This is a genomic window from Mycobacterium sp., assembly GCF_019247635.1.
GTDB lineage: Bacteria > Actinomycetota > Actinomycetes > Mycobacteriales > Mycobacteriaceae > Mycobacterium.
Map to the genome: position 1 here is coordinate 1 of NZ_JAFBAR010000046.1, position 13089 is coordinate 13089.

General features: G+C 65.4%; 11 protein-coding genes and 1 tRNA gene. 3 read left to right on the plus strand and 9 right to left on the minus strand.

Annotated elements, in window-relative coordinates; genetic code table 11:
- Positions 1 to 151: 151 nt before the first annotated feature.
- The 7 genes from JO236_RS06830 to JO236_RS06860 all read right to left on the minus strand — a co-directional run bounded on the left by JO236_RS06830 (position 152) and on the right by JO236_RS06860 (position 6283).
- Positions 152 to 224: transfer RNA gene (locus JO236_RS06830), tRNA-Arg, on the minus strand.
- 52 nt (positions 225 to 276) lie between these two features.
- Positions 277 to 1101: an LLM class F420-dependent oxidoreductase gene (locus tag JO236_RS06835; protein WP_293326494.1), complete on the minus strand. Its 825-nt coding sequence runs from the start codon at positions 1099 to 1101 to the stop codon at positions 277 to 279.
- Positions 1102 to 1108: 7 nt separating this feature from the next.
- Positions 1109 to 2173 carry a poly-gamma-glutamate hydrolase family protein gene (locus tag JO236_RS06840; protein ID WP_293326496.1) on the minus strand — a complete coding sequence of 355 codons (1065 nt, stop codon included), beginning with the start codon at positions 2171 to 2173 and terminating at the stop codon, positions 1109 to 1111.
- Positions 2174 to 3400, minus strand: a complete 1227-nt coding sequence (locus JO236_RS06845; protein WP_416362174.1) for an Nramp family divalent metal transporter — start codon at positions 3398 to 3400, stop codon at positions 2174 to 2176.
- A 177-nt stretch (positions 3401 to 3577) separates the two neighbouring features.
- On the minus strand, positions 3578 to 4291 hold the full coding sequence (locus JO236_RS06850; protein WP_293326550.1) for a VIT1/CCC1 transporter family protein: 714 nt from the start codon (positions 4289 to 4291) through the stop codon (positions 3578 to 3580).
- A 113-nt stretch (positions 4292 to 4404) separates the two neighbouring features.
- On the minus strand, positions 4405 to 5481 hold the full coding sequence (locus JO236_RS06855) for a diacylglycerol kinase (RefSeq protein WP_293326502.1): 1077 nt from the start codon (positions 5479 to 5481) through the stop codon (positions 4405 to 4407).
- Positions 5482 to 5491: 10 nt separating this feature from the next.
- Positions 5492 to 6283, minus strand: a complete 792-nt coding sequence (locus JO236_RS06860) for an SDR family oxidoreductase (protein WP_293326504.1) — start codon at positions 6281 to 6283, stop codon at positions 5492 to 5494.
- Positions 6284 to 6499: 216 nt separating this feature from the next.
- On the opposite strand from JO236_RS06860, the gene pstS (JO236_RS06865) reads away from it, so the two are divergent.
- Genes pstS (JO236_RS06865) through pstA form a run of 3 tightly spaced genes read left to right on the plus strand, consistent with a single transcriptional unit; the run spans position 6500 to position 9514 of the window.
- On the plus strand, positions 6500 to 7612 hold the full coding sequence (gene pstS / locus JO236_RS06865) for a phosphate ABC transporter substrate-binding protein PstS (RefSeq protein ID WP_416362175.1): 1113 nt from the start codon (positions 6500 to 6502) through the stop codon (positions 7610 to 7612).
- Between the two features lie 10 nt (positions 7613 to 7622).
- Entirely contained in the window at positions 7623 to 8615 is a 993-nt protein-coding gene (gene pstC, locus JO236_RS06870; RefSeq protein WP_293326509.1) for a phosphate ABC transporter permease subunit PstC, read from the plus strand.
- Positions 8612 to 9514 carry a phosphate ABC transporter permease PstA gene (gene pstA / locus JO236_RS06875; protein WP_293326512.1) on the plus strand — a complete coding sequence of 301 codons (903 nt, stop codon included), beginning with the start codon at positions 8612 to 8614 and terminating at the stop codon, positions 9512 to 9514. Before pstC ends, pstA begins: the two co-directional genes overlap by 4 nt.
- 7 nt (positions 9515 to 9521) lie before the next feature.
- Here the strand turns inward: pstA and JO236_RS06880 are convergent, their stop codons facing one another.
- Together JO236_RS06880 and pstS (JO236_RS06885) are read right to left on the minus strand one after the other, a co-directional pair.
- Positions 9522 to 11777 carry a serine/threonine-protein kinase PknD gene (locus tag JO236_RS06880; RefSeq protein ID WP_293326514.1) on the minus strand — a complete coding sequence of 752 codons (2256 nt, stop codon included), beginning with the start codon at positions 11775 to 11777 and terminating at the stop codon, positions 9522 to 9524.
- Positions 11778 to 11960: 183 nt separating this feature from the next.
- Positions 11961 to 13079, minus strand: coding sequence for a phosphate ABC transporter substrate-binding protein PstS (gene pstS / locus JO236_RS06885; protein WP_293326517.1), 1119 nt, complete (start codon positions 13077 to 13079; stop codon positions 11961 to 11963).
- Positions 13080 to 13089 lie beyond the last annotated feature (10 nt).

Here is a 13089-nt window from a genome sequence, read left to right on the forward strand (position 1 = left end):
CACCGGGACACTGATCCGCAAACTCGTCTTAGACCCCACCCGCGACTACCAACCACGCGGCGTCAAATGCGGAAACAGCCCCGAAAACCGGCTAGAGGTGTAAACCATGTCTCGGGACACCCGTCAACGATGTCCCGAGACATGACAAGTGTGCCCCCGGCAGGATTCGAACCTGCGACACCGGCTTTAGGAGAGCCGTGCTCTATCCCCTGAGCTACGAGGGCGGACGGGCTGAGCTTACCGGCAGGACAGCCGCGACCTTGGACGGCGAGCGGCTCAGCGCAGGCCCGCGATCACCTTCGAGAAGTTCTCCAGGTGATTGTCCTGCACGGTGAAGCAGGTCAGCCCGTACTTGTCGCGATACTCCGACAACGTGTCGGCAATCTCGCGGGGCGACCCGGTAAGCACCGAGGCCTGAGCCAGTAACTCCTCATCGGACAACCCCGAGGCATACCTGCGAGTCATCGCCAAATCCGGCGCGCTCTCGCCTACGCGCGGCATCGCGGTGATCGCCAGGTTCAACTCGAGCGAGTCGAACCGCTCGCCCGCGGCGGCCCGGACGAACTCGACGCGCTCGGCCATTGGGTCCTCGACGTCTTTCACCCGGGAGCCGGTCAGCCCGATGAGGTCGGCGTATCGGGCGGCGATCGTCAGCACCCGGTCGCCGTTGCCGGCGATCAGGATCGGGGTCGTCGGGTGATGCTCCTTCAGGTACTTCGTCATGTGCTCGAGGTAGTCGACCCGGGCGCCGGCGCTGGGATAGGGCAGCTCGGCGGCGTCGAATTCCTCCCGGACATACCCGGTGCCCAGCCCGATCTCGAGACGTCCGTCGCTCAGCAGATCCAGCGCTTCGAGGTCTCGGCTCAACAATGCCGGCTTATAAAACGCTGAGTTGAGCACATACATGCTCAGCTTCAGTCTTGTGGTGGCCAGGGCGACCGCAGTCAGCGTCGGAATCGGGGCTGCGGCGCCCAGATGGTCTGGTACACAGACGATATCGAACCCGGAGTCTTCGGCGCGCCTGGCCAAGTCTTGCAACTTCGCGCGGGATTTGATGAAGCGGACACTTAATCCGAAGCGAAAATCCTTGACCACCAACAACCTCCGTTCAACGATCGGGCCAGGTGCGAGCCGCTGTCACCAAGCCCTGCACCAGGGCCGCGGTGACGGGCGATAAGCCATCCACACCCGGGAGCGGACTGCGCGGGCTTACGCCTCGCACCCGAACGGAGAGCTCCAGCTGAGTCCCGCCGTCGCGCACCCGGTTAACCGGGTTGTCCGGATGCAGGCCGCGCAGCTCCCGCGGAATGGCGTCGAGGTCGGTGACCACCTGATACCCGGGAAGCGCGACGTGCGCCGCCACGTGCCCGGCCAGCGCGCGGTTGCGTCCTCCGGCCAATAGCTGCGTGCCGCGTCCAATCCGGCCGTAGCCGTGCAGCGACACCGCAACGTCGACGTGCTCGAGAAACTCGGCGAGGCAGGAGGATTCGTCGGGGTCGAAACGGGCCGATGGCAGGTGGTGTCGGTAACGATCGGGATGGCGCAGCAGATACACCGACGCGTCGGCCGCGTCGGCGGCGCGTTCGGCGATCACGTCGGTCATCTGCTCCAGGCCGCCGCCGTGGATGGCCAGGAAGCCGAAGCGTGACCGTAGCCGGCTGGACTCGACCACTCCGGGCTCACTCAACAACGCTGAAAGTGACTGTGGCCCATCCCCATTCGACGATATGTGGTGTGGCCAGTGCGTGGGATCCCAGCGACGCAGGAAGTCGATCCACCGTTGCGGGAGCCCATGGTGCAGGGCGCCGTCGATAATCCGCGGCAGGTAACCAGGCCGGGGCGGCCCCGGAGACACCCGGTGGTCGATGTAAACCCAGGCATCCGATGGCCCGTGGTGGGTCTGCACGGTCAGCCGGTCGCGCCGGTAGCGCACCGGGACGCCTTCGGCGCTGTCCAGGGCCGCCAGGTCGTCGTCGGATACCTGCCAGAGCACGCCGTGCACGCGATTGCCGGCGAATGGTTCGACGGTAGCTACGCCACGCTCGTTGATGAGCCAGTCGTGATCACCCAGGACCGCGGGCCGGGGATCGGCCGCATCCGGGCAGCGCCTCGCCATCTGCCGCACACACAGGTTCGACCCATACGCGAAGTACGGATGCCGACGCGCCAGCATTCAGCCCGCCACGGTCAGACAGATAAGCACCACGTTAAGCAGACTAACCAGCACTCCGACGGCCCACCCGACAACCGTCGTGAGGGGATGGTTGATGTCTTCACCCATTAGCTTGCGGTTGCTGGTCAGCCTGATCAGCGGCAGCACCGCGAACGGTATACCGAACGACAGCACGACCTGCGAGAGCACCAGGGTGCGGGTGGGGTCGAAACCGATCGCCAGGATCGCCAGGGCCGGACAAAGCGTGACCAACCGCCGCACCAGCATGGGAATGGACCGGCGCAGCAATCCCTTCATGATCATGGCGCCGGCGTAGGCGCCCACCGAGGAGGACGCCAAGCCGGACGCGAGCAAGCCGATCGCGAACAGGACAGCGATCGTCGGGCCCAGGGTGGCGTGGATGGCGGCATAGGCGCCCTCGATGGTCGCGCCGACGCTGTAGCCCTGCAGGTTGATCGCCGCGACCAGCAGCATCGCCGCGTTCACGGTGCCGGCGACCGCCATCGCGAGCACGACGTCGACGCGGGTGACCAACAGCAGCCTGCGCCGGTGCTGACCCGGCGCGGGATGGCCGTGCCGGTCCAGGGCCAGTCCCGAGTGCATGTACACCGCATGCGGCATCACCGTGGCTCCCAGGATGGCCGCGGCCAGCAGCACGCTTTCGGTGCCGCGGAATCGTGGCACCAGACCGCTGACCACCGCGTCGGGCGGCGGCGTGGCGACAAAAAAACTCGCCGCGAAACCGATGGCGATGACCAGCAGCAGCCCGGTGATGACCCGCTCGAAAATAATCTGGCCACGCCGGTCCTGGATCGCCAGCAGCAGCAAGGACACCACTCCGGTGATCACCCCGCCGACCAGCAGCGGCAGATGGAACAGGATATGCAAAGCGATAGCGCCGCCGATGATTTCGGCCGCATCGGTGGCTATGGCCACCAGCTCGGCCTGCGCCCAGAAGGCCAACCGCACTGGACGGCCCATGTCCTTGCCGATAGCTTCGGGCAACGAGCGCCCGGTCACCAGCCCGAGTTTGGCCGATAGGTACTGCACCAGCCCCGCCAGCAGATTCGCAACCATGATCACCCACAGCAGCAGGTAGCCGTATTGCGCACCGGAGCTGACGTTGGCGGCGACGTTTCCGGGATCGACGTAGGCGATCGCCGCAACGAACGCCGGCCCGAGTAAATACCAGCTCGTTTTCAGCGATGCCTGGGTGCCCTGTGCCAATGGTCCGATCCCCAATCCGCATGCGACGCTGTCGCAAGAGCTGCCTGCCGAATTAAAAAGTTAGGATAACCGAACACTTCTGCTGGGTGGCGGCCAAGGTGGAGCGCGTCGCTCGGCGCCGAGCGGCTGGTTCCGAACGTTTTGGTGCTGCCTCGACGTCGACGAGGTGCGAGACCGTCAGGTGATGGTTGCGCCAAGGAGGTGGCCCACGCCGTAGGTGAGCGCCAGCCCCGATGCGCCGCCGATGACCACGCGCACCACCGCACGCGCTACGGGGCTGCCGCCGATGTATGCGCTGACGGCCCCGGCAAGGCCGAGAGCGACCAGCACAGCGGCGAAGGCGACCGGGACGCGCCACGCGATTGGTGGTAGCAGGATCGCTAGTAGTGGAAGGACGGAACCCGCGGCGAATGACGCCGCCGAGGCCGCGGCGGCTTGCCAGGGGTTCGCCAAGTTCTCCGGGTCGAGTTTGAGTTCGGCTTCGGCATGAGCGGCTAGCGCATCGTGGGCGGTCAGTTCCTTTGCGACTTGGGCCGCGGTTTGCGGCGATACTCCCTTGGCTTCATAGATCGCGGCCAGTTCGGAGAGCTCGGCGTCGGGCAAATGCTGCAGCTCGTGGTGCTCTTTCGCCATCAATGCAGTCTCGCTATCGCGTTGACTAGACACCGATGTGTATTCGCCCAGCGCCATGGAGACCGCGCCGGCCACTAGGCCTGCCAGCCCCGCGGTCAAGACCGGCCCACGGGCGGGGGTGGCGCCCGCGACACCGACAACAATGCCGGCGACGGAGACGATGCCGTCGTTGGCACCCAACACCGCGGCGCGCAACCAGTTCAATCGTCCAGCCGTGCTGCTGCTATGGGGCTCGGCGTAGTGCGTCGGTGCAGCCACTTCGCCGGGTACGGCCTGATTGGGACGCGCAATGCGCGACTTCTCCTCGTTGGACACAAGCCAACCCAATCGGATCCTGACGCCATTCGCCAGCAAGCCAAGGCTCACCAAGCTCAGACGGGGACGTATAACCCGCGACCGGGGATCAGGGGCAGGTGGACAGTGGTGCAGATGCCGGGCTCCGCGTCCACGACGGCCGGGATCGCATTGACGAGCCGCATCGCGGTCGCGACCAGTCCGGCGTGGTTGTGGTCACCATTGGGGCTGCTCAGACAGAGGTCCATGGCGTAGGAGGGCTCACCGGTGATCTCGATCCGGTACGAGCCGCCTGGCTGCGCGGGCTGCGGCCAGTCGGGACACAGGTCCTCCCGCAGTCGGGTGACGTGTTCCAGCACGACGGCCGGCTCGCCGTTGACCATGCCACGCACCTCGAACCGCACGCCCGCGGCGCTGCCCTTGGGGATGTGGCCGGATGCGATGTCGAAATCCTCGGGTGCCGGTTCGCGAACGAACGTCTCGGTGACTTCGTCGAGCGAAATCCCCAGTCCCGCAGCTAGTTGCCGAACCACCGACCCCCACGCCAGGCTCAGCACGCCGGGCTGCAGCAGCATCGGGATGTCATCCATGGACTTACCGAAGCCCATCACGTCGAACATCACGATCGCGCTGTCGTAGGTGGCGTAGTCGACGATCTCCATGCAGCGCACCTGTTGGACGCTCTGACAGGTGCCGGCCAGTGCCATCGGCAGCAGGTCGTTGGCGAAGCCGGGATCGATCCCGTTGACGTACAGGCTCGAATTACCTTCGCGCGCCGCATCTTCCAGCGGCTTGATGAGCTCGTCGGGCAGCACTTGCCAGGGCCACTGTAAGAACACCGGTCCGCTGCCGACGATGTTGACTCCGGCTGCCAGCACCCGCCGGTAGTCGTCCAGCGCCTCGGGCAGCCGGTTATCTGCCATGGCGTTGTAGACGGCGCACCGCGGCCCGGTCGCCAGCACGGCGTCCAGGTCGGTGCTGGCCCGCACGCCGGTCGAATCCTCAAGTCCGGCAAGCTCGGCCGCCTCCTTGCCGGCCTTGGCCTCCGATGACACCCACACTCCGGTGAGCTCGAACTCCGGATTGGTGATCAGGGCTCGCAGCGCGTGCACGCCGACGTTGCCGGTGCCGAGCTGAACGACGGGTATGGCCATGCGGGGCTCCTTACAGATCCGGAATGGGCAGATCGAGGTTCGGGAAAGTCAGGCCGCCGTCGACCTCGATGGTCTTGCCGGTCAGATAACTGCCCGCCGGAGACGCCAAATACACTGCGGCCGCGGCGATGTCGACGGGATCACCGAGGCGGCGCATCGGCGTCACCTTCTCCATGGGCTCGCGCAGTTCGTCGTTGGACGCCACCACGTCCAGCGCTGAGGTCAAGATCGAGCCCGGCGCGATCGCGTTGACCCGGATCCGGGGGCACAGGTCCAGGGCCGTCAGCCGCGTGTACTGCGCAAGCGCCGCCTTAGCGGTGCCATAGGCCGCGAACCCGCGTCCGGGTGCTCGGGCCATGGTCGAGGTGATGTTGATGACGCTGCCGCCGCCGGAGTGCTCGAGCATCAACGGCACCGCCGCGAGGGTCAACGCGTGGGCGGTGCCGACGTTGAAGGTGAAGGCATCTTTGAGATCCTTGGTCGAAGTGGTCAACAGCGTGTTGGGCATCGTGCCGCCGACGTTGTTGACGACGATATCTAGTTTTCCGAAAGCCTCCACGGCCTGAGCGGCCAGCTTTGCCGTCTCCTCTGGATGGGCCAGGTCGGCGGCCGCCACATAGGCCTGCCGGCCCGTGGCGCGGACCTGTTCGGCGACATCGTCGAGCTGAGATTGCGTGCGCGAAGCGATGACGACATCCGCGCCTACCTCGGCGAAAGCCAACGCGATGGCCGCGCCGAGGCCACGTCCGCCACCGGTGATGACGGCGACTTTGTCGTCGAGACGGAACCTGTCGAGGATCATGTGCGGCCTTTCGTCGTAGGCTATTCGGCGAACGGTAGCAAGCCCCGACTACGCCTACCGGAACTGGTTCTAGTTTCACCGCGGGCGCAACCATCACGGCAGTCCGTTGCCGGTCACGTAAACTCCCGGCTGCCGGAAAGACGCCTGCACGGCACCTGGTGGCCACCGGCGGCGGAAAGGATCTGGTTCTACCTACTGTGAGGAACTGAATTGAAGATGAGCCGATCGGTCGCGGTGCTGAACCTCGTCGTTGCCGCTGTCTTGGCGTTGTCCGGGTGTGGCAGCGACAACAACGCAACAGGGGGAAGTGCAACCACGACGGGAACCGGGGCGGCGAAAGTGAGCTGCGGCGGTACCAAGACACTCAAGTCCAGCGGGTCGACCGCCCAGGCCAACGCGATGACCCGGTTCGTCAAGGCGTTCGAGCAAGCCTGCCCGGGTCAGACGCTGAACTACACGCCCAATGGATCGGGCGCCGGCATTCGCGAATTCAACGGTAACCAAACCGATTTCGGTGGTTCGGACTCCCCGCTCGGCAAGGACGAGTATGCCGCCGCGCAGCAGCGCTGCGGCGGCTCGCCCGCGTGGAACCTGCCGGTGGTGTTCGGCCCGATCGCGGTCACCTACAACATCAACACCGTGACTGCGCTGACTCTGGACGGCCCCACGTTGGCCAAGATCTTCACCGGCGCCATCACGGCGTGGAACGATCCCGCCATCCAGGCGCTGAACACGGGCTTCACGCTGCCCGGCGAGCCGATTCACGTCGTGTTCCGCAACGACGAGTCCGGGACGACGGACAACTTCCAGAAATACCTCGATGCGGCGTCCAATGGCGCCTGGGGTAAAGGTGCCGGCAAGACGTTCAAGGGCGGTGTCGGCGAGGGCGCCAAGGGCAATGACGGCACGGCGGCAGCCATCAAGGCCGCCGAAGGTTCGATCACCTACAACGAATGGTCGTTCGCTCAGGCTCAGCATCTGAACATGGCCAAGATCATCACCTCGGCCGGTCCCGATCCCGTGGCAATCAGCACCGACACCGTCGGGCAGACCATTGCCGGGGCCACCATCACCGGGCAGGGCAACGACCTGGTGCTCGACACCGTGTCGTTCTACAAGCCCAGCAAGCCCGGCTCGTACCCGATTGTGCTCGCGACGTATGAGATCGTCTGCTCGAAATATCCCGACGCCAGTGTCGGTGCGGCCGTGAAGGCGTTCCTGCAGAGCACAATTGGCGACGGCCAGAATGGCTTGGGGGACAACGGGTACATCCCCATCCCGGATTCGTTCAAGTCGAGGTTGTCGACCGCGGTCAACGCGATCGCCTGATGACGTTGTAATGCCCCAAAAGGAGCTGGTCGGGCCGCAGGGTCCCACCGGGCCTGCGCCCTTGGCTGATCGGGCGCGTGCGAGGCGCTGGGGGGACCCGGTTTTCAAGTCGCTGGCCACTGTCGCGGGCACCACTGTCGTGATCGCGATCGTGCTGATCGCGATCTTCCTGTTGCTGCGCGCCGTCCCGTCATTGCGCGCCAACCACGCGAACTTCTTTACCAGCGCGCAATTCGACACCAGCGATTCCAAGCACCTGGCGTTCGGCATCTCCGACCTGTTCATGGTCACCGTGCTGACTTCGCTATGTGCCCTAGTGTTGGCCGTGCCGGTCGCCCTCGGGATCGCGGTGTTCATCACCCAATACGCGCCGGCAAAACTGGCGCGTCCGTTCGGCGCGGTGATCGACTTGCTGGCCGCTGTGCCGTCGATCATCTTCGGCCTGTGGGGGATCTTCGTCCTGGCGCCCAAACTCGAGCCGATCGCGGCCTTCCTCAACCGCAACCTGGGATGGCTGGTTCTGTTCAAGCAGGGCAACGTGTCGCTGGCCGGCGGCGGCACGATCTTCACCGCGGGCGTCGTGCTTTCGGCAATGATCCTGCCGATCGTGACCTCGGTTTCGCGCGAAGTCTTCCGGCAGACCCCCCGTCTGCAAATCGAGGCGGCCCAGGCCCTGGGCGCCACGAAGTGGGAGGTGGTGCGGATGACCGTGCTGCCGTTCGGACGCAGCGGAGTGATCGCCGCGTCGATGCTGGGCTTGGGCCGTGCGTTGGGTGAGACCGTGGCGGCGCTGATCATCCTGCGCTCGGCCGCGCGTCCGGGGAACTGGTCGCTGTTCGATGGTGGTTACACGTTTGCTTCCAAGATCGCCTCCGCGGCAACCGAATTCAGCGAACCGCTACCCACCGGAGCCTACATCTCCGCGGGCTTCGCGTTGTTCGTGCTGACCTTCGTCGTCAATGCGGGCGCTCGCGCCATCGCCGGCGGAAAGGTCAACGGATGAGTCTTGAAGCGCTCGACAGGCCCGTCAAGGCTCACGTGATTCGCCCCTTGAGCATGCGTCGGCGGGTGAAAAACCATGCTGCGACAGTGCTTTTCCTCGGCTCGTTCATCGCCGGACTGGTCCCGTTGGTCTGGGTGTTGTGGGTCGTGATCGGGCGAGGCTGGCGTGCGGTCATCCACTCGGATTGGTGGACCCATTCCCTGCACGGCGTGCTGCCCGAAGAGTTCGCCGGTGGCATCTACCACGCCCTGTACGGGACGTTGGTGCAGGCGGGTGTGGCAGCGCTGCTGGCGGTGCCGCTGGGACTGATGACCGCCGTGTACCTGGTGGAATACGGCACTGGCCGGTTGGCGCGGGTGACCACCTTCATGGTTGACGTGCTGGCCGGTGTGCCCTCGATTGTGACGGCGCTGTTCGTTTTCAGCCTGTGGATCGCCACGCTGGGATTTCGGCAGAGCGCGTTCGCCGTCTCGCTGGCGTTGGTCTTGTTGATGCTTCCGGTGGTGGTGCGCGCCACCGAGGAAATGCTCAGGTTGGTACCCGACGAACTGCGCGAAGCCAGCTACGCGCTGGGCGTTCCCAAGTGGAAGACCATCGTGCGGATCGTCGTCCCGATGGCGATGTCGGGCATCTTGTCCGGCGTCTTGTTGGCGATCGCGCGGATCATCGGTGAAACGGCGCCGGTGTTGGTGCTGGTGGGTTACAGCCGCTCGATCAACGTTGACATTTTTGACGGCAACATGGCGTCACTGCCGCTGCTGATCTACACCGAACTGACCAATCCCCAGCACGCGGGGTTCCTGCGGATTTGGGGCGCTGCGCTGACCCTGATTCTGGTGGTCACCGCGATCAACCTGCTCGCCGGGGTGTTTCGTTTGCTGGCCACCCGGCGCCGCTGACGGAGGTTCAGCGGGCGGGCGGCGTGTACTTCACCACCCGCTCGTTGCCACGGTCAGCGACGTAGACATTTCCGTCTTTGTCCACCGCCACCGACAGCGGAGTGTTGAGGTCGGTGAAGGGCAACACGCTCTGGGTTTTGGGGCCCACGGCAAACTCCACCACCGTGTTGTTGTCGTGTTCGGTGACGTAGATATTGCCGGCGCTGTCGACTGCGATGCCCCACGGGACACTGATACTGGTGAACGGCACCACCACCTGGCCATTTGCCCCGGATGGCAATTCCAACACCCTGTTGTTGTCGGTGTCGGTGACATAGACGTTTCCGTCTTTGTCCACCGCCACGCCATCGGGATTCTTCAGACCGTCGAACGGCAGCACCGTCTGGGCTTTGGCCCCCGCGGCCAACTTCAGCACGCGGTTCTTTCCCCGGTCGGCGACATACACGTCGCCTTGGGCGCCGACCGCCAAACCCTCCGGGAAGGTGAGGCCGTCGAACGGCAGCTCGGTCTCACTGTTGGATCCGGCGGCCTGCTTCACCACTCGGTTGGTGAAGTCGGCGACGTACACGGTGCCGGACCCGTCGACAGCAACCGCCTGCGGCTCGTAAAGGCCGTTGAATGGCTTCACCGTCGCGGTGTTGGATCCCGCGGCCAGCGACACCACTTTCCCTCGCATGCTCGTGTTGGTGACATAGACAGTGCCCGAGCCGTCCACCGCCACCGAGCCCGGGGAAAGCCTGAAGTTGAGGCCGTTGAACGGCAGCACGGTTTGTCCGGTCGCTTGCGTCGGCGACGAGGGAGAGTGGCGCGTCCAGAGGTAACCGGTGGTGGCGACGGCGGCGACGAGCAGCAGTGCGGCGGCCCCGACGGCGGCCCACAGCTTCCGTTTGTTGCGGGATTTGGGCTTCTCTTCCGCGACTTCCGCGTTGGGTTTTTGCTGGGGCTTCGGCGGATTCGCGGGAACCTGCGGGATCTGCGCGATCTGGGTCGGCGGTGGGCCGCCGCCGCCAGCGGCTACCGGCACCGGCCCCATCCACGGGCGGGGCGGTGGGCTTTCGGCACTGCCAGCGGCTTCGGGCATTGGCCCTACCCACGTGGGGGGCGGCTCCGTCTTCTGGCCACCGCTGGCGGTCGCGGCCAGCGGTCCTACCCACGTCGGGGGCGGGTCCGGATTTGAAGGCCATCCCGCTGGCGGCGGCAGGCTGTCTCCTCCGCCTACGGTGGCCGGCGGAGGGTCAGGCGGCGGGGTCTTTTCTCGGCCGGAGACGCCGGGTTCCGAACCGGTCGGTACCTGGGCGGCGGCCGCCCCGCCAGCGTAGTTAGTCCAGGTGCGCTCCACGCCTCGGTCATTGCGCCCCCCGGCGCCGCCTTGCGGAAAAGTCGCGTCCGCGCCGCGCTGCAGGATCCTGGCCTCTTGGTGCTGATCGTTTGCGGTGAGCGCGCCATGGGCTGCCATGGCCAGGTCGCTGGCGCTCTGATATCGGTCCTGGGGGTTCTTGGCCATGCCTTTGGCGACCACCTGGTCGAAGGCCTGCGGAACCATGCCGGGTCGTAGCTGGCTGGGCCGGGGGGGAGGTTCCAGCAGGTGCGAGCCGATCAGTCGTTCGACGGTGTCGGCCCTGTAGGGCGGCGCCGCGGTCAAGCACTCGCTCAAGACACAAGCCAGCGCGTAGATGTCGGCGTGATGGGTGACGTTGCCGCTCCTGAACCGTTCCGGCGCCATGTAGTGGTATGTGCCCACGGCGGCACCGCTTTGCGTCAGGCCGGGGTCAGCGGCCGCTCGGGCGATACCGAAATCCATCAGATAAGCGAAGTCATTGTGGGCTATCAGGACGTTCTCGGGTTTCACGTCGCGGTGCGTGACGCCGATGGCGTGCGCGGCATCCAGCGCGGAGGCAATCTGGCGCACAGTTGCGACGGCCCGCGCCGGGCTCAGCGGACCAAATCGCGTCAACATGCTGCGCAACGAGACGCCATCGACCAGGCGCATCTCGAGATAGAACTGCCCGTCGATCTCACCGTAATCGTGGATCGGCACGATATGAGGCTCGTTCAGCCGGCCGGCGGTGTCGGCTTCACGCTGCATCCGCGCGCGAAACACCGAGTTGCCGGAGTACTGCGGCGAGATCAGCTTCAGTGCCACCACCCTACGTTTGCGGGTGTCCTCGGCCTCGTAGACCTCGCCCATGCCACCGCGGCCCAGCAGCCGGGTCAGCCGATACGGCCCAAACGTCGACCCCACCCGGGAACCGGTGTCCTCCACAGTCGACGCTCCTTTCGCCCGTCGTCTGATTCCGGCGGCCAAAGCTGTCACGGATAACGACACGAACGAGCGCCGCGCCGAAACCGCTGGTAGATGACACCGTAATTCGTCCCAGAGCCGCCCACAACAGATTCACACTTCTCGCACACAGACAGGAACCGGCCGCCCCGAGAGTTCACCTGACTAGCTGATTTGATTCACCACCGGCACCAGTTTCGACTGAAACGAGTTCGGCAGCGGAACGTATCCCTGGTCGTCTAATCCGGTCTGGCCGTCACCGATCGTGGCCTGCATAAACGCCTTGACCGCGGTGCCGGTCGACGTGTCCGGATACTTGGAGCACACGATCTCGTAGGTCACCAGCACAATCGGGTACGCGCCGGACTGCGTCGGCTTGTAGAACGACGACGTGTCGACCACCAGGTCATTGCCTTGGCCTTTGAACGTGGCTCCGGCGATCGTCTTGCCGACGGAGTCAGGGCTGATCGTCACCGCGTCCGGACCCGCCGACGTGACAACCGAGGCGAAGGGCAGCTGCAGACCCACCGCATAGGACCACTCGTTGTAGGTGATCGACCCGTCGGTTCGCTTCAGGGCGGCCGACGTGCCGTCGTTTCCGCTTGCGCCTTCCCCAACGCCGCCGTTGAACGTCTTGCCGGCGCCCTTGCCCCACGCTCCGTTGGAGGCCGCGTCGAGGTATTTCTGGAAATTATCGGTAGTGCCCGACTGGTCGCTGCGGAAGACGACGTGAATGGGTGTCGGGGGCAGGTTGGTACCTGAGTTGAGCGCCTTGATCGCGGGGTCGTCCCATCGGGTGATGGCGCCGTTGAAGATCCTTGCGGCGGTGGGCCCGTCCAGGATGAGCGAGGTCACGCCATTGATGTTGTAGGTGATCGCGATCGGGCCGAACACCACCGGTAGGTCCCAGGCCGGCGAGCCGCAGCGCTGTGCCGCCTGCGTGGGCTCACCCTTGCTCGCGTCCATGGGCGAATCCGAGCCCGCCAGATCGGTCTGATTGCCCAAGAATTCCTTCATTCCGGCGCCCGACCCGTTTGCGTTGTAGTCCAGCGTGTAGCCGGGGCATGCGTGTATGTAGGCGTAGACGAAAAGTTCGATGGCGTTCTTCTGCGCGGTCGAGCCGCTGGCCTGGAGCTTTTTCTTGCCACCGCAGGCCACCGGCACCGCGGGTGTGCTGGATCCGGTCGACGACGCGGTGGGTTTTGTATTGCCCCCGCATGCCGATAACACCAATGCGCCGGCCATCAGCAGGCTGAGCGCGACACCAGATCGAGTGACCTGCACGGAACACTCC

Coding starts and splice junctions, on each gene's coding strand:
- JO236_RS06840 (WP_293326496.1), bottom strand. CDS start 2,173: ATGCTGGCGCGTCGGCATCCGTACTTCGCGTATGGGTCGAACCTGTGT.
- JO236_RS06855 (WP_293326502.1), bottom strand. CDS start 5,481: ATGGCCATACCCGTCGTTCAGCTCGGCACCGGCAACGTCGGCGTGCAC.
- JO236_RS06860 (WP_293326504.1), bottom strand. CDS start 6,283: ATGATCCTCGACAGGTTCCGTCTCGACGACAAAGTCGCCGTCATCACC.
- pstS (WP_416362175.1), top strand. CDS start 6,500: ATGAGCCGATCGGTCGCGGTGCTGAACCTCGTCGTTGCCGCTGTCTTG.
- pstC (WP_293326509.1), top strand. CDS start 7,623: ATGCCCCAAAAGGAGCTGGTCGGGCCGCAGGGTCCCACCGGGCCTGCG.
- pstA (WP_293326512.1), top strand. CDS start 8,612: ATGAGTCTTGAAGCGCTCGACAGGCCCGTCAAGGCTCACGTGATTCGC.